Source organism: Mycobacterium paragordonae, from assembly GCF_003614435.1.
In the GTDB taxonomy this organism is placed as follows: domain Bacteria; phylum Actinomycetota; class Actinomycetes; order Mycobacteriales; family Mycobacteriaceae; genus Mycobacterium; species Mycobacterium paragordonae.
Genome location: NZ_CP025546.1, coordinates 5,407,882 through 5,426,640 on the forward strand (window position 1 = coordinate 5,407,882; position 18,759 = coordinate 5,426,640).

At 66.6% G+C, this 18,759-nt stretch carries 4 protein-coding genes; all 4 read right to left on the minus strand.

All coding sequences use genetic code 11. The features are described from left to right. Window positions 1-21: 21 nt before the first annotated feature. Window positions 22-4,449, minus strand: coding sequence for a PPE family protein (locus tag C0J29_RS24125; protein WP_120793779.1), 4,428 nt, complete (start codon window positions 4,447-4,449; stop codon window positions 22-24). Between the two features lie 93 nt (window positions 4,450-4,542). Continuing rightward, window positions 4,543-8,187 carry a PPE family protein gene (locus tag C0J29_RS24130; protein ID WP_197748225.1) on the minus strand — a complete coding sequence of 1,215 codons (3,645 nt, stop codon included), beginning with the start codon at window positions 8,185-8,187 and terminating at the stop codon, window positions 4,543-4,545. Window positions 8,188-8,280: 93 nt separating this feature from the next. Continuing rightward, complete coding sequence (locus C0J29_RS24135) at window positions 8,281-12,891, minus strand: PPE domain-containing protein (protein ID WP_120793780.1); 4,611 nt, start codon at window positions 12,889-12,891, stop codon at window positions 8,281-8,283. A gap of 82 nt (window positions 12,892-12,973) precedes the next feature. After that, window positions 12,974-18,646, minus strand: coding sequence for a PE family protein (locus C0J29_RS24140; protein WP_120793781.1), 5,673 nt, complete (start codon window positions 18,644-18,646; stop codon window positions 12,974-12,976). Window positions 18,647-18,759 lie beyond the last annotated feature (113 nt).

Genomic DNA, 18,759 nt, shown 5'->3' on the forward strand with positions numbered 1-18,759 from the left:
GATCCGCTGCGCCAACTGCCGCTACGTGGTGGTGGTGACGAGGCTCGCCTGCAGCGGCGAGATGGCCGCCAGCGCCGCTTGCAACGCACTCATCTGACCGTTCCAGAAGCCGGAGACCTGGCTGCCGATGTTGCCGACGCCGGAGATCAGGGCCGGGGTGTTCGCGGCCAGCGTGCTGGTGTTGGCGAAACCGGAGATGGAGGTCCCGATGTTCTGCCAGCCCGACAGCAACGAACCGGAGTTGTACCAGCCCGACGTCAACGCCCCGTTGGCGTTGGCGAAGCCCGAACTCAGATCGCCGGAGTTGAAGAAACCAGATGTACCGACGGAACCTCCGTTGAAGTACCCCGACGACACCGACCCCGAGGAGTTTCCGATACCGAGTAGCCCCGGAACCGTGAGGTTGAGTCGGCCGAGCAGCGTCATGTCGAGCGGTATCTGTATGTTCGCCCCGACCATGAGGTCCTTCAGGACGATCGCGTTGATGACGATGGGGTCTACCACTGGGGACGCGAGCGTTCCCGCGAAGGTGAAGGTGAAGAGAACGTTGATCTGAGCCCTTACCGGGATGCCGAATTGAGGGATCGGTTGGATGGTGATCGGGTTGATCTGACCGGTGACCGGGATCGCCACGTTGGCACCGACCACTAGGTCGATCGGGATCGCCGGGAGATCGATCGGGATGGTGATACCGTCCAGTCCTTGGCTGTCGGCCAGGTTGAAGGAGCCGAGGTTCATGCTGCCGGTGTTGAACGAACCGGTGTTGAGGTCGCCGGCGTTGGCGAAGCCGGTGTTAATGCTGCCGCCGTTGAAGCTTCCGGTGTTCAGATCGCCCGGGTTGGCATCACCGGTGTTGAAGCTACCGACGTTGAAACTTCCCGTGTTGTTGCTGCCGGTGTTACCGATACCGGTGTTGTAGCTACCGGTATTGCCGATGCCGGTGTTCGCGATGCTGGTGTTGCCGATACCGGTGTTGTAGTCACCGGCGTTGCCGATCCCGGTGTTACCGGTACCGGAGTTGAAGAACCCGCGGTTACCGTGACCGGAGTTGAACAACCCGACATTGTCGGTGCCCGCATTCAAACCACCGAAGCCGACATTGCCGCTGCCGAGCAACCCGATACCGGAGTTGTTGTCACCCCAGTTCGCCAAGCCGACGTTGCCGTTACCGAAGTTGCCGAACCCGACGTTGCCGTTCCCGGTGTTGCCGAAGCCGATGTTGCCGCTGCCGGAGTTGCCGAAGCCGATGTTGCCATCACCGAGGTTGCCGAACCCGAAGTTGTTGCTGCCCAGATCACCGAACCCGAAGTTCAGGTTGCCCAGGTTGCCGCCGCCGAAGTTGTTGGCGCCCACGTTGCCCAAGCCGAAGTTCAGGTCGCCGATGTTGCCGCCACCCACATTCAGCCCACCCTGGTTGCCCAGGCCGATGCTCAAGGTGGTGAAGTCGCTCACCGCGTTGTGGAAGGCCCCGGAAACCTGGCTGCCGACGTTGCTGAAACCCGAGACGACCGCCGCCTGCGCGCTGTCCAGCGAGCTCGCGTTGAACCAGCCCGACATGCTGTTGCCCAGGTTGCGCATGCCCGAGGCCAACTCGCCCACGTTGCCCACACCCGAAGCACTCGACGCCAGGTTCTGCCATCCCGAACTGCCCGCACCCACATTGAAGAAACCCGAGGAACTACCCGAACCACTATTGAAGAACCCCGACGACGGGGCACCGGAGGTATTGCCGAAGCCCGGGCCCGCCGGGATCGAGAACGGAATATCGATCGGCCCGACGGTGCCGGAGATGCCGCCGAACAGCGTGTAACCCTGGCCGCCGACTACGAGATTCAGTTGTGGTCCGCTGACCGTTATCGTCGGAACGTTGATGGGACCGACGTAGCCGCCGGGCTGCAAGCCGCTGAGGGTGAGCGGGAGCTGGGGGACGGTGAACGGCACAGTGGTGATGTCGAAAGTGCCACCGGATATCGTGAGGTTCAACGGGACTCGCATGCCGAAGTCCACGGGTATCTGGTCGATGTGGATCGAGTAGGAAAACCCGGTCATGCCCTGGGCGTCGCCCCGGACGAACATCCCGTTGTTCATGTTGCCGGAGTTGCCGATACCGGTGTTGATGTCCCCGGAGTTGCCGATACCGGTATTCAGGTTGCCGGTATTGAACCAACCGGTGTTGGTGTCACCGCTGTTGAAGTCACCGCTGTTGAAGCTGCCCTCATTGAAGCTTCCGGTGTTGTAGCTGCCGCGGTTACCGATCCCGGTATTGAAATTGCCCGGGTTGAACAGCCCGGTGTTACCGACACCGGAATTACCGACACCGGTGTTATAGCTACCCGTATTGAACAGCCCAGAGTTGCCCACACCCGAGTTCAAAATCCCGCGCAGGTCGACACCGGAGTTACCGATACCGACATTGCCGTTACCGGTATTGCCGAACCCGATGTTGTTATCCCCGGTATTACCGAACCCGATGTTGCCGGTCCCGGTATTACCGAAGACGTCAGCAACCGCGGCCTCCGCCGAGCCGACCGAATGCACACTCAACAGACTGCTCAGCTTGGCAGACAGATTCGTCCCGCTCAGCACGCTGCTGATGGTCGGGTTGCTCAACAAGCTGCCCAGACGCCCGGGGCTGAGCAGGCTGCTCACCGAGGGACTGCTGAGCAGCGTGCTAACCGACGGGCTGTTCAGCAGCGTGCTCACCGCCGGACCGCTCAACAAACTGGTCACCGCAGGGCTGCTCAACTGGCTGGCTAACGCACCAGAATTCACCCAAGCGTTAAACGCCGGCGAACTCGACAAGTTGTTCAGCACGCTCTGCACGCCACCGTGGGAGTTGACGTAGTTAGTGATCTGGTTCAGCGAGAAGTTGCCCCACGGGGTCGACAATGTCGCCGCCGCGGCACTCGCCCCGCCGGTGCCACCCACCCCCAACTGGGACAACAGGTTGCTCAGGCTGCTGCCGTTGGTCAGGTGCACACCACTGAGCAGGCTGCTCACCGACGAGTTGCTAAACAGCCCGCTCAGCGCCGGGCTGCGCAACACGTTGCCCACCGTCGGGCTGCTCAACAGGGTGCTCACCGCCGGGCTGCTCAACAGGGTGCTCACCGCCGGGCTGTTCAACACGGTGGTGACCGCCTGGTTGCTCAACAGATTGGTCACCGCGGGGCTATTCAGCTGGCTGGCTAACGCACCGGAATTCACCCAGGCGTTAAACGCCGGCGAACTCGACAAGTTGTTCAGCACGCTCTGCACGCCACCGTGGGAGTTGACGTAGTTAGTGATCTGGTTCAGCGAGAAGTTGCCCCACGGAGTCGACAACGTCGCCGCCGCACTCGGCCCACCGGTACCCACACCCAACTGGTTCAGCGCACTGCTCACGTCGCCGGCGCTCAGATGCAGGCTGCTCAGCAGGCTACTCACCGACTTGCTGCTCAACAGACTGCTCAGGCTCTTGCCGTTCACCAAGCTACTGACCGCCGGGCTGCCCAACAGGGTGCTCACCGCCGGACTGGTCAACAGGCTGCTCAGACTGCCGGTGCTGATTACGCTGCTGAGGACGCCGCCGCTCAGGACATTACCCAGACCACCGGTGGACAGACCCGTCACCAGCGACTGCACGTTCGAGCCGCCGAAGTGACCCCACGATCCGAAGCTGTGCCGACCCCAGTGCGCCGCGGCCGCCGCGCCGGCGCCGGTGCCGCCCAGACCTAGGTTGCGCAGGTTCAGGTTGAGGTTGCCGGTGCCCAGGTGCAAACTGCTGAGCACGCCGCTGAGGTTGAAACCGCCCAGCAGGCTGCCCAGCTTCAGGCCGCCCCCCGAACTCAGGGTTGCGACGACGGCCTTGACGTTGGTGCCGCCGGCGCCTGCCAAGCCGGACAGCTGCGAGACCGCCGCATTAATCAGACCGCCCGCGCCGGCCAATTGACCCAGCGGCAATTTGGTGAACGGGGTCAGCGCCGCCGCGGCCGCCGACGCCCCGCCGTGATAGCTCAGCATCGCCACGATGTCCTGGGCCCAGAACTCCTCGTAGGCCGCCTCGGCCGCCGCGATCGCCGGCCAGTTCTGCCCGAACAGGTTTGAGATCGCAAGCCGCACCAGCGAATTGCGGTTGCCGGCGATCAGCGCCGGGTGCACGATCATCGACCGCGCGGACTCGAAAGCCGCCACCACCACCCGGGCCTGAGCAGCAGCCTGCTCAGCCGCCGCACCCGCAGCGCTCAGCCACCCCGCATACGGCGAAGCCGCAGCCGCCATCGCCCCCGCCGCCGGGCCCTGCCAGGCACCGTCAATCAGACCCGAGGTCACCGACTCGAAGAACGACGACGCCGAACCCAACTCAGCAGCCAAACCATCCCAGGCCGTCGCCACCGACGACATCGGCGCCGATCCCGCGCCGAGCAGCATGTTCAGCGAGTTGATCTCGGGTGGCAAAGTCAGGAAACTCACCGGCTCAATCCTCTTCCTTACATTGCAGGAAAGCTTCTTTGGAGTAGTAAGTGCTACAGAACAACGGTCGGCCGTCCGCGGCGGGGAAACACGTCATCGGCTAGCCACCCAGTCCGCCCACGTCTGCTGCAGCGCACTCATCTGGCCGTTCCAGAAGCCGGAGACCTGGCTGCCGATGTTGCCGACGCCGGAGATCAGGGCCGAGGTGTTGGCGGCCAGCGTGCTGGTGTTCGCGATACCGGAGATGGCGGTCCCGAGGTTTTGGAAGCCGGACAGCAACGAACCGGAGTTGTACCAGCCCGACGTCAACGCCCCGTTGGCGTTGGCGAAGCCCGAACTCAGATCGCTGGAATTGAAGAAACCAGAAGTACCGACGGAACCTCCGTTGAAGTAGCCCGACGACACCGCGGAGTTCCCGATACCGGGCTGCGCCGGCAGCGTGAGGTTGAGTCGGCCGAGGATCGTCATGTCGATCGGTACCTGTACGGACCCGCCGACCATGAGGTCCTTCAGGACGATCGGGTTGATGACGATGGGCGGTAACGGTGGGGTCAGTTGGGTTCCGGTGAAGTTGATAGTGACAAGGAACGCGACCGACACGTTGACCGGAATGCCGAACTGTGGGACGTAGACGGTGAGCGGGTCGAACTGACCGGTGATCGGGATCGCCAGGTTGGCACCGGCGACCAGGTCGATCGGAATCGCCGGCAGATTGATCGGGATGGTAATCCCTTGCGCTTGGCTGTCGGCCAGGTTGAAGGAGCCGAGGTTCATGCTGCCGGTGTTGAAGGAACCGGTGTTGAGGTCGCCGGCGTTGGCGAAGCCGGTGTTGATGCTGCCGCCGTTGAAGCTTCCGGTGTTGCGATCGCCCGGGTTGGCATCACCGGTGTTGAAGCTACCGACGTTGAAACTTCCCGTGTTGTTGCTGCCGGTGTTACCGATACCGGTGTTGTAGCTGCCGGTGTTGCCGATGCCGGTGTTCGCGATGCTGGTGTTGCCGATACCGGTGTTGTAGTCACCGGCGTTGCCGATCCCGGTGTTACCGGTACCGGAGTTGAAGAACCCGCGGTTACCGTGACCGGAGTTGAACAACCCGACATTGTCGGTGCCCGCGTTGAAGCCACCGAAGCCGACGTTGCCGCTGCCGAGCAACCCGATACCGGAGTTGTTGTCACCCCAGTTCGCCAAGCCGACGTTGCCGTCACCGAAGTTGCCGAACCCGACGTTGCCGTTACCGGTGTTGCCGAAGCCGATGTTGCCGCTGCCGGAGTTGCCGAAGCCGATGTTGCCATCACCGAGGTTGCCGAACCCGAAGTTGTTGCTGCCCAGATCACCGAACCCGAAGTTCAGGTTGCCCAGGTTGCCGCCGCCGAAGTTGTTGGCGCCCACGTTGCCCAAGCCGAAGTTCAGGTCGCCGATGTTGCCGCCACCCACATTCAGCCCACCCTGGTTGCCCAGACCGATACTCAAGGTGGTGAAGTCGCTCACCGCGTTGTGGAAGGCCCCCGAAACCTGGCTGCCGACGTTGCTGAAACCCGAGACCACCGCCGCCTGCGCGCTGTCCAACGAGCTCGCGTTGAACCAGCCCGACATGCTGTTGCCCAGGTTGCGCATGCCCGAGGCCAACTCGCCCACGTTGCCCACACCCGAGGCACTCGACGCGAGGTTCTGCCACCCCGAACTGCCCGCACCCACATTGAAGAAACCCGAGGAACTACCCGAACCACTATTGAAGAACCCCGACGACGGCGCACCCGAGGTGTTGCCGAAGCCCGGCCCCGCCGAAATCGAGAACGGAATATCGATCGGCCCGACGGTGCCGGAGATGCCGCCGAACAGCGTGTAAGTCGGGCCGCCGACTAAGAAGTTCAGCCGTGGTCCGCTGACCGTTATGGTCGGAACCCTGATGGGACCGATGGTGGAGCCGTCGTTTACGGTGCTGAGAGAGCTGAGATTGATCGTCCCGATGGTGTACGGCTGAGTGGTGATGTCGAGGGTCCCCCCGGAAATCGTCATGTTGATCGGGACTCGCAGGCCGAAGTCCACAGGTATCTGGTCGATGTGGATCGAGTAGGAAAACCCGGTCATGCCCTGGGCGTCGCCCCGGACGAACATCCCGTTGTTCATGTTGCCGGAGTTGCCGATACCGGTGTTGATGTCCCCGGAGTTGCCGATACCGGTATTCAGGTTGCCGGTATTGAACCAACCGGTGTTGGTGTCCCCGGCGTTGAAGTCACCGCTGTTGAAGCTGCCCTCATTGAAGCTTCCGGTGTTGTAGCTGCCGCGGTTACCAATCCCGGTATTGAAATTGCCCGGGTTGAACAGCCCGGTGTTACCGACACCGGAATTACCGATACCGGTGTTATAGCTCCCGGTGTTGAACAACCCGGAATTACCGACACCGGAGTTCAAAATCCCGCGCAAGTCCACACCGGAGTTACCGATACCGACATTGCCGTTACCGGTATTGCCGAACCCGATGTTGTTATCCCCCGTATTACCGAACCCGATGTTGCCGGTCCCGGTATTACCGAAGACGTCAGCAACCGCGGCCTCCGCCGAGCCGACCGAATGCACACTCAACAGACTGCTCAGCTTGGCAGACAGATTCGTCCCGCTCAGCACGCTGCTGATGGTCGGGTTGCTCAACAAGCTGCCCAGACGCCCGTGGCTGAGCAGGCTGCTCACCGAGGGACTGCTGAGCAGCGTGCTAACCGACGGGCTGCTCAACAGGGTGCTCACCGAGGTCCCGTTGAGCAGCGTGCTCACCGCCGGACCGCTCAACAAACTGGTCACCGCAGGGCTGCTCAGCTGGCTGGCTAACGCACCGGAATTCACCCAGGCGTTAAACGCCGGCGAACTCGACAAGTTGCTCAGCACGCTCTGCACGCCACCGTGAGAGTTGACGTAATTGGTGATCTGGTTCAGCGAGAAGTTGCCCCACGGGGTCGACAACCTCGCAGCGGCCGCCGCGCCGACACCGGTACCGCCCAGACCCAGGTTGTGCAGGTTCAGGTTGGCGAGATTCCCCGTGCCAAGGTGCAAACCGCTAAGCACGGCGTTCAGGTTGAAACCGCCCAGCAGGCTGCCCAGCTTCAGGCCACGCCCCGAACTCAGGGTTGCGACGACGGCCTTGACGTTGGTGCCGCCGGCGCCTGCCAAGCCGGACAGCTGCGAGACCGCCGCATTGATCGCACCACCCGCGCCGGCCAATTGACCCAGCGGCAATTTGGTGAACGGGGTCAGCGCCGCCGCGGCCGCCGACGCCCCGCCGTGATAGCTCAGCATCGCCACGATGTCCTGGGCCCAGAACTCCTCGTAGGCCGCCTCGGCCGCCGCGATCGCCGGCCAGTTCTGCCCGAACAGGTTTGAGATCGCAAGCCGCACCAGCGAATTGCGATTGCCGGCAATCAGCGCCGGGTGCACGATCATCGACCGCGCGGACTCGAAAGCCGCCACCACCACCCGGGCCTGAGCAGCAGCCTGCTCAGCCGCCGCACCCGCAGCGCTCAGCCACCCCGCATACGGCGAAGCCGCAGCCGCCATCGCCCCCGCCGCCGGGCCCTGCCAGGCACCGTCAATCAGACCCGAGGTCACCGACTCGAAGAACGACGACGCCGAACCCAACTCAGCAGCCAAACCATCCCAGGCCGTCGCCACCGACGACATCGGCGCCGATCCCGCGCCGAGCAGCATGTTCAGCGAGTTGATCTCGGGTGGCAAAGTCAGGAAACTCACCGGCTCAATCCTCTTCCTTACATTGCAGGAAAGCTTCTTTGGAGTAGTAAGTGCTACAGAACAACGGTCGGCCGTCCGCGGCGGGGAAACACGTCATCGGCTAGCCACCCAGTCCGCCCACGTCTGCTGCAGCGCACTCATCTGCCCGTTCCAGAAGCCCGAGATCTGGTTGCCGATGTTGCCGACACCGGACATGAACGCCGCGCCGCCGACAGTGCTGGTGTTGGCGAAGCCCGAGATGGCGTCGCCCAGGTTCTGCCAGCCCGACAGCAACGAACCGGAGTTGTACCAGCCCGACGTCAGCGCCCCGTTGGCGTTGGCGAAGCCCGAACTCAGATCGCTGGAATTGAAGAACCCGGAAGCACCGTCGGAATTTCCATTGAAGAAGCCGGACGCCAACGCCCCGACGGAGTTCCCGATACCTAGCAGCCCCGGCAGCGTGACATTGAGTCGGCCGAGGATCGTCATCTGGATGGGCAACTGGAAGTCCGCCCCGTACACGACGTCCAGCAGGACGATCGGGTTGATGACGATGGGTTCCACTATCGCGGACGGGACGGTTCCGGCGATGGTGGCGAGACCAAGCCCCGTCACGTTGACCGGGACATTGACAATGATCGGGTAGACGGTGATCGGGTCGAACTGACCGGAGATCGGGATCGCCACATTGGTAGCAGCCACCAGGTCGATCGGGATCGCCGGGAAATCGATCGTGAAGGTGATGCCATCTTGCACTTGGCTGTCGGCCAGGTTGAAGGAGCCGAGGTTCATGCTGCCGGTGTTGAACGAACCGGTGTTGAGGTCGCCGGCGTTGGCGAAGCCGGTGTTGATGCTGCCGCCGTTGAAGCTTCCGGTGTTGCGATCGCCCGGGTTGGCATCACCGGTGTTGAAGCTACCGACGTTGAAACTTCCCGTGTTGTTGCTGCCGGTGTTACCGATACCGGTGTTGTAGCTACCGGTATTGCCGATGCCGGTGTTCGCGATGCTGGTGTTGCCGATACCGGTGTTGTAGTCACCGGCGTTGCCGATCCCGGTGTTACCGGTACCGGAGTTGAAGAACCCGCGGTTACCGTGACCGGAGTTGAACAACCCGACATTGTCGGTGCCCGCGTTGAAGCCACCGAAGCCGACGTTGCCGCTGCCGAGCAACCCGATACCGGTGTTGTTGTCACCCCAGTTCGCCAAGCCGACGTTGCCGTCACCGAAGTTGCCGAACCCGACGTTGCCGTTCCCGGTGTTGCCGAAGCCGATGTTGCCGCTGCCGGAGTTGCCGAAGCCGATGTTGCCATCACCGAGGTTGCCGAACCCGAAGTTGTTGCTGCCCAGATCACCGAACCCGAAGTTCAGGTTGCCCAGGTTGCCGCCGCCGAAGTTGTTGGCGCCCACGTTGCCCAAGCCGAAGTTCAGGTCGCCGATGTTGCCGCCACCCACATTCAGCCCACCCTGGTTGCCCAGGCCGATGCTCAAGGTGGTGAAGTCGCTCACCGCGTTGTGGAAGGCCCCCGAAACCTGGCTGCCGACGTTGCTGAAACCCGAGACGACCGCCGCCTGCGCGCTGTCCAGCGAGCTCGCGTTGAACCAGCCCGACATGCTGTTGCCCAGGTTGCGCATGCCCGAGGCCAACTCGCCCACGTTGCCCACACCCGAAGCACTCGACGCCAGGTTCTGCCATCCCGAACTGCCCGCACCCACATTGAAGAAACCCGAGGAACTACCCGAACCACTATTGAAGAACCCCGACGACGGAGCACCCGAGGTATTGCCGATACCCGGGCCCGCCGGGATCGAGAACAACGGAATGTCGATCGGCCCGACGGTGCCGGTGATGCCGCCGTACGTCGTGTATCCCGGCGCGCCGAGCGTGAAGTGCAGCCGTGGTCCGCTGATCGTTATGGTCGGAACGCTGATGGGCCCGATGGTGCCGGACGTGCTGCTGAGGGCGCTCATGTCGATCGCCCCGATGTTGAACGGCTGAGTGGTGATGTCGAACGTGCCACCGGCAATCGTCGTGTTCACGGGGAACCGCATGCCGAAGTCGACGGGTATCTGGTTGATGTGGATCGAGTAGGAAACTCCGGTCATGCCCTGGGCGTCGCCCCGGACGAACATCCCGTTGTTCATGTTGCCGGAGTTGCCGATACCGGTGTTGATGTCCCCGGAGTTGCCGATACCGGTGTTCAGGTTGCCGGTATTGAACCAACCGGTGTTGGTGTCACCGCTGTTGAAGTCACCGCTGTTGAAGCTGCCCTCATTGAAGCTTCCGGTGTTGTAGCTGCCGCGGTTACCGATCCCGGTATTGAAATTGCCCGGGTTGAACAGCCCGGTGTTACCGACACCGGAATTACCGATACCGGTGTTATAGCTACCCGTATTGAACAGCCCAGAGTTGCCCACACCCGCGTTCAAAATGCCGCGCAGGTCGACACCGGAGTTACCGATACCGATGTTGCCGTTACCGGTATTGCCGAACCCGATGTTGTTATCCCCGGTATTACCGAACCCGATGTTGCCGGTACCGGTATTACCGAAGACGTCAGCAACCGCGGCCTCCGCCGAGCCGACCGAATGCACACTCAACAGACTGCTCAGCTTGGCAGACAGATTCGTCCCGCTCAGCACGCTGCTGATGGTCGGGTTGCTCAACAAGCTGCCCAGACGCCCCGAACTGAGCAGGCTGCTCACCGAGGGACTGCTGAGCAGCGTGCTAACCGACGGGCTGCTCAACAGGGTGCTCACCGCCGGGCTGCTCAGCAGCGTGCTCACCGCCGGACCGCTCAACAAACTGGTCACCGCAGGGCTGCTCAACTGGCTGGCTAACGCACCAGAATTCACCCAAGCGTTAAACGCCGGCGAACTCGACAAGTTGCTCAGCACGCTCTGCACGCCACCGTGAGAGTTGACGTAGTTAGTGATCTGGTTCAGCGAGAAGTTGCCCCACGGAGTCGACAATGTCGCCGCCGCGGCACTCGCCCCGCCGGTGCCACCCACCCCCAACTGGGACAACAGGTTGCTCAGGCTGCTGCCGTTGGTCAGGTGCACACCACTGAGCAGGCTGCTCACCGACGAGTTGCTAAACAGCCCGCTCAGCGCCGGGCTGCGCAACACGTTGCCCACCGTCGGGCTGCTCAACAGGGTGCTCACCGCCGGGCTGCTCAACAGGGTGCTCACCGCCGGGCTGCTCAACACAGTGGTGACCGCCGGGTTGCTCAACAGATTGGTCACCGCGGGGCTATTCAGCTGGCTGGCTAACGCACCGGAATTCACCCAGGCGTTAAACGCCGGCGAACTCGACAAGTTGTTCAACACGCTCTGCACGCCACCGTGGGAGTTGACGTAGTTAGTGATCTGGTTCAGCGAGAAGTTGCCCCACGGAGTCGACAACGTCGCCGCCGCACTCGCCCCACCGGAGCCGGTGGCACCCACGCCCAACTGAGTCAGCAGGTTGCTCAAACTGCTGCCGTCGCTCAAGTGCAGACTGCCGACCAGGCTGCTGACGGTCTTGCTGCTCAGTAGGCTGCTCACCGTCGGGCTGCTCAACAAGCTGCTCACCGTCGAGCTGCTCAACAAGCTGCTCACCGTCGTACTGCTCAACACGGTGTTGACCACCGAACTGTTCAACAGACCCGCCACCGCCGGGCTGCTCAACACCGCGCTCACACTGCCGCTGCTGATGGCGTTGCTCACGACTGCGTTGTTCAGCAGGCCGGTCAAAAAGCCCAGGCCGCGGCCCGAACCACCGAAGCCGCCGAAGCCTTGGCCCCACGAGCCACCCCAGTGATGGCCCCAACCCGCGGCCGCCGTCGCCCCGGTGGTGCCGGTGACACCCAGCTGGTTGAGCACAGCGCTGAGGTTGGCGGTGCCCAGATTCAGACTGCTGAGCAGGCCGGTCACGGACTTGCTGCCCAGCAAGCTGCTCAGACTGCCGCTGCTCAGCACGGCGCTGATGCTTCCGGAGTTGGACAGACCAGCAGTCACCAGGCTCAGGCTGGCGAGGTTTCCGGTACCGAGCTGCAGGCCACCGAGCGCCCCGCTGAGGTTGAAACCGCCCAGCAGGCTGCCCAGCCTGACATTGCCCGAACCAAGAGCAGCCCTGATGCTGCCGCCGCCCTTGTTGAAAGTGCCGGCCAAGCCCGCAACTTCGGTCGCCACCGCATTGACCAAGCCCCCCGCACCGGCCAACTGACCCAGCGGCAATTTGGCGAACGGGGTCAGCGCCGCCGCGGCCGCCGACGCCCCACCGTGATAGCTCAGCATCGCCACGATGTCCTGGGCCCAGAACTCCTCGTAGGCCGCCTCCGCCGCCGCGATCGCCGGCCAGTTCTGCCCGAACAGGTTTGAGATCGCAAGCCGCACCAGCGAATTGCGATTGCCGGCAATCAGCGCCGGGTGCACGATCATCGACCGCGCGGACTCGAAAGCCGCCACCACCACCCGGGCCTGAGCAGCAGCCTGCTCAGCCGCCGCACCCGCAGCGCTCAGCCACCCCGCATACGGCGAAGCCGCAGCCGCCATCGCCCCCGCGGCCGGGCCCTGCCAGGCACCGTCAATCAGACCCGAGGTCACCGACTCGAAGAACGACGACGCCGAACCCAGCTCGGACGCCAGACCATCCCACGCCGACGCCACCGACGCCATCGGCGCCGATCCCGCGCCGAGCAGCATGTTCAGCGAGTTGATCTCAGGTGGCAAAGTCAGGAAACTCACCGGCTCAATCCTCTTCCTAACATTTCAGACGATCGCTGTTCGACGTGTGTGGAGTAGTACCTGGCAGGCCGGGGATGAGTTTCTACGTGCCGTTGGGACCGTTGCTGCCCGACGTACCTGCGGCGCCGCCCGTACCCGGCGTACCCGCCAGGCCGCCGGTACCGCCCGTACCGAAGGCGCCGATCGCACCGTTGCCGCCGTTCAGGCCGCCGCCCAGGCCGGTTCCGCCGGTACCGCCGGTGGCGTGGTTGCCGCCGGCGCCGCCGTTCGCGCCGTTGCCAGCCGCTCCACCGATGCCGGTGCCCGTCGGGGTGCCACCACCGCCGCCGGCGCCGCCCTGCCCGCCGTTGCCGGAGTTCCCGGCGTTTCCACCGTTCCCGCCGCCGTTACCGTCGCCGCCTTCGCCGCCGCCACCGCCGATGCCGCCCGAGCCAGCCGCGCCCGCACTGCCGCCATTACCACCAGCCATGTTGGTGCCAAAGCCATTGCCGCCTTTGCCGCCGCTACCCGAGGTGCCGCCTGCGCCGGCTTGCCCGCCATTACCACCGGCTGCGCCTGCGGTGGTGGTGGTGCCATTACCACCAGCACCGCCGGCGCCACCAGCACCGCCGTTACCGCTGGCACCACCGTTACCGCCCAGGCCGCCGGGGTTGCTACCGCTGGTCGCGGCGGCGCCAAGGCCACCGGCACCGCCGGCTCCGCCCTTTCCGCCAGCGCCACCATCGGCACCGGCGCTCGCCGCGCCGTTGGTGCCGCCACCGATCGCGGTGCCACCGGACGCGCCAGCGCCACCGGCACCACCCACACCGGCGTTGCCGCCGGCGCCACCGTTGCGTGCGTCGCGGTTGGCGGCCGTGGTGCTGGCTTGGCCATTACCGCCCGTGGTACCAGCACCGCCGTCGCCGGCCGCGCCACCCTTTCCAGCGCTACCCGCGGCACCACCAGATTGGCCATCGCCACCGGCGCCCGCGTTACCACCGGCGCCGCCGTTACCGCCGGTACCACCACCGCCGCCGTTGCCACCAGTCGTACCGGTGGCAGCCCCACCGGTGCCACCCGTGGATCCGATGCCGCCCTGGCCACCGGTGCCACCAGCACCACCGTTAGTAGTCGCGGTGCCGGTACCGCCCTTGCCACCGCCGCCGCCGGCCCCACCAGCGGCGCCGTTGCCGCCCGTACCGCCGTTGGTGCGGTTGCCGGTTCCGGTACCACCGGCCCCGGCCGTCCCGGCATTACCGCCGTCGCCGCCGTTACCGGCGTTACCGGCCGTGCCGTTGTTACCCAGCGTGGCCGTACCCGCGGCACCGCCGTTGCCACCGGCTCCGCCGTTACCACCGGCGCCAGCGTTGCCGCCGGTGCCGGCGGTGCCGTTGGCGGTACTGGAGTTGGCTCCTACCGCACCGTTACCGCCCTGGCCGCCCTTGCCGCCGTTTCCGGCGTTGCCGCCGTTACCCGCGTCACCAAGGACGGATCCGCCAGCACCGCCGGCGCCACCGTTTCCGCCCGCGCCGCCGGTGCCGCCGGCGACGCTGGCGCCGCCGGTGGTGCCGGTCCCGCCGTTGCCACCGCTGCCACCGTTACCGCCGTCGCCGTGCGAACCGCCGGCACCGCCCTTGCCGCCGTTGCCGCCCGCCGCACCGGCGGTGTTCGCGCCGTTGTCGAAGCCGTTGCCACCGTTACCGCCGTTGCCGCTATTGGGGGCATCGGCGCCGTTAAGGCCGTTGGAGCCGACAGTCGAGCCGGTGCCCGCCACGCCACCGGTCCCGACGAGGCCTGCGTCACCGCCCTTACCGCCATCGCTGCCGTTGATGGTGGCTGCCGTGCCGTTGGCACCCTTGCCGCCATTGCCGCCGAGGCCCGCAGCACCACCGGCCCCGCCGTCTCCGGCAGCACCCACGGTGCCTGCGGTGGCTTTACCACCGTTACCGCCGGCACCACCCTGGCCGCCGGCACCACCCTTGCCACCCGCACCGCCGGCCGTGGTCGGGTTCGTCGAGTCGGTGGCATTACCGCCGGTACCGCCCTGTGCACCCGCGCCACCCGTACCGCCGGCCCCGCCGTTACCGGACACCGTGCCGCCGGCACCGCCGTTACCACCGTGACCACCGAAGCCGCCGGCGACTGCGTCGCCGCCATTGCCGCCCGAGCCGACCCCGGCCGCACCGTTCTTGCCCGGCAGACCGACGCCACCGGTGCCGCCTGCGCCACCGTTGCCGCTCTGCCCGGCATCGCCACCATCGCCGCCGGCGCCGCCGCCGGCCTGGCCGATACCGCCGGTACCACCGGCGCCACCGTCACCAGATGTCGCACCGCCAGCACCGCCGTGACCACCGGCACCGCCGATACCCAATGGCGATTGGCCAAGGCCACCGGTGCCACCGGTGCCACCGATACCAGTCGACCCGGCCGCGCCACCGGTGCCGCCGGCTCCACCGTTGCCGGCCTGCGCACCGCTGTCCCCGCCGTGACCGCCGGCGCCACCAGCGCCGCTGCCATCGCCGGCGCCACCAACACCGCCGGTACCGCCGTTACCCAGCACACCGCCGGCACCACCGGTGCCACCAACGCCACCGGTTGCGTTGGAGCCCGCTTCAGCAGCGAAGCCCTTACCGCCGTCGCCGCCGTCGCCGCCGAAGGTGGCCGCAGCGCCCGTGCCGCCCTTGCCACCGGCGACAGAGCCGGAGCCGCCGTTACCGCCAACCCCTCCGGTACCCGGGTTACCGCCCTGACCACCTGCACTGCCGTCGATGTGGGCGGCGGTGCCGGCGGCGCCGTCGCCGCCGTTCCCGCCGATACCGGCGGCACCACCGTTACCACCGGCGCCACCCACGCCAACAGTTCCCTTTCCAAGGGTCACGCCGCCGCCATTACCGCCTTGGCCACCCTGGCCACCGACACCACCTTGGCCGGCCGCGCCACCTGCCAGAGTCGGGTCGACCGAGTCGATACCAGCAGCGCCGGTACCGCCGATCCCGCCGATCCCGCCGGCGCCACCGGCACCGCCATTGCCGGATGTGGAGCCACCTTGCCCGCCGGCACCACCCTTACCGCCGACGCCGCCGGTCCCACCGGTTTCGAACTCGGCGGCACCCGTGACGCCCTGGGCACCGTTGCCACCTTTGCCGCCGGCACCACCGTTACCGACGGCGCCAGCTTTACCGCCGGCGCCACCGTCACCGCCGGCAAGCCCGCTGAGGGTGGGGTCGGTGTAGCCATTGCCACCCGCACCACCGTTGCCACCGCTGGTGGCCGCGGCACCGCCCGCACCGGTCCCGCCGAAGCTCGAGCCGACGCCACCTTGCCCACCGGCCCCGCCGGTGCCTGGGTTGCCGCCGATCCCACCTGCACTGCCGTTGAAGAGAGCGGCGGTGCCGTTGGCGCCCTTTCCGCCATCGCCGCCGAGACCGGCAGCGCCGCCGGCACCGCCGTCACCGCCGCCACCCACGTTGCCGAGGGCGTTCGGCGCGTTGCCGCCATTACCGCCGGCGCCGCCTTGTCCACCAATTCCGCCGACCCCACCTGTGCCACCGATCGCAGATGGGTCCGTCGCGTTGGCGCCGGTTGCACCGGTGCCGCCCTGCCCGCCGATGCCGCCCTTCCCGCCGTCCCCGCCGAAGCCAGCGGTCGTCCCGGCCACACCACCGTCACCGCCGCGACCGCCGTTGCCGCCGATCCCGCCGGCACCCCCGCTCTGGGTCGGGTCGGTGCCCGCGGCGCCGATGGCGCCGTTACCACCGGCACCGCCGTCGCCGCCGTTACCGACGACGCCGCCTGCGCCACCGCGCCCGCCGTTACCGCCATTGGCACCCGGGGTTACCGCGTTCCAGCCCGCGCCACCCGTTCCGCCGTTGCCACCGGTCAACGCGGCCGCACCAGCCGCACCCGAGGCGGCGACGCTGGTACCGGCGCCGTTCACTCCGCCGACCCCGCCGACCCCGCCTACGCCGGGATTTCCGCCCTGTCCGCCGGTACCGCCATTACGAACGGTCGAGCTACCGGCGCCACCGACCCCGCCGTCGCCGCCGATCCCGGCCGCACCGCCCTGGCCGCCCGCACCGCCGACCCCGGTCACACCACCGGTGCCGCTGCCCAGCGCGGCACCCCCGGCTCCTCCGGCGCCGCCGTGGCCGCCGGCACCACCACTGCCGCCGAGACCACCGGTCCCGCCGGTGGCTCCGGCGACGGTTGCGTCGGCCCCAGTCGCTCCGGCACCGCCGGCTCCACCGAGACCGCCGACGCCACCGGCGCCGCCGTTACCGCCGTTGCCGGACACAGCTCCGCCATGTCCACCGACTCCACCGACACCACCGATGCCGCCGACCGCGCCAGTGCCACCCGCTGCACCCGGAGTCGCCCCGTTAGCCCCCGCGGCACCGACCACACCGGCACCGCCCGCGCCGCCGTTACCGCCGTTGCCCGTCAAGCCGCCATCACCGCCGGCACCCCCGGTACCGCCGACCAGGCCGACGCCACCGGTACCTCCGTTGCCGCCCGCTCCGCTGCCGTCGCCGTTTCCGCCGGCACCACCCGCACCACCGTGACCGGCCGTCCCGGCATTGCCGCCGGCCCCGCCGTTGCCGCCGGCCGCGTTCGACCCACCTGCGGCGGTGAGGCCAAGTCCGCCGGCGCCGCCGTTACCGCCGCTGGTGGCCGCCGCGCCCATGGCGCCGTTCGCCGCACCGAGCGAACCCGCTCCGCCGACACCGCCGATGCCGGGGTTTCCACCCAGGCCGCCGGAACCACCGTGAATATTTCCGATGTCGCCGTCGCCGCCGACACCGCCCGCGCCCCCGAGTCCGGCGGCGCCACCGGCACCACCCACTCCGCCGGCGCCGAACATGCCCGTGCTGCCGGCAGCGCCGCCGGCACCACCACTACCGCCGGCACCGCCGACACCGCCCGTCGCGCCACCACCGACGCCGTCAAAGCCCGTGCCACCGGTACCGCCGGCGCCACCGGCGCCACCGGCACCCGCGGTGCTGAACACCATCCCGCCGTTGCCACCGAGGCCGCCGGCGCCACCGGTACCGCCGGCGGCACCGGATAGCGGGTCGCCGGCACCGCCGGCACCGCCCACGCCGCCCGCGCCACCCGCGCCGAAGAAGCCGGCGTTTCCACCGATACCGCCCGCACCGCCGGTCAGGCCGGCGGCGGCGCCAACGCCGCCCGTTCCGCCGATACCGCCGTTGCCGAACAACGTGCCGCCGGCACCACCGTTACCGCCGCCGGCACCGGCTCCACCGGTACCGCCGATGCCACCGTTACCGAATAGTCCCGCGGCGCCACCGTTGCCGCCGACCTGGCCCACCGCTCCGGATCCACCAGCCCCGCCGTTGCCCCACAGCAATCCGCCCGCCCCGCCGTTCGCGCCGGTCCCCGCAGCCCCGTCGGTGCCGTTTCCGATCAGCGGCCGCCCCAACGCTGCCTGGGTCGGCGCGTTAATCAGATCCATCACGCCCTGCAACGGCGATGCGTTCATCGCCTCGGCGGTCGAGTACGCGCTGCCTGCAGAAGTAAGGCTTTGCACAAATTGTTGGTGGAAGGCCTCCGCCTGAGAGCTCAGCGCTTGATAGCTCTGAGCATGGGAGCCAAAGAGCGCGGCGATGGCTGCCGACACCTCATCCTGGGCAGCCGGCAGCAAAGCAGCTACAGGTCTCGCCCAGACCCCGTTGGCCTCGTTGATTGACGCACCCAGACTCTGCAAATTCGTTGCCGCAGCAGCGAAGAGGTCAGGGGCAGCCACCAAATACGACATCGCTGAAACTCCTGTGGTTCATGGCCGATGGTTCGACGCGCGATTGGGAATGTACATGTCCGCGAGACGGAAACACCAGATCTGACAACACGTATTTTCAGATTTTTCTGAGG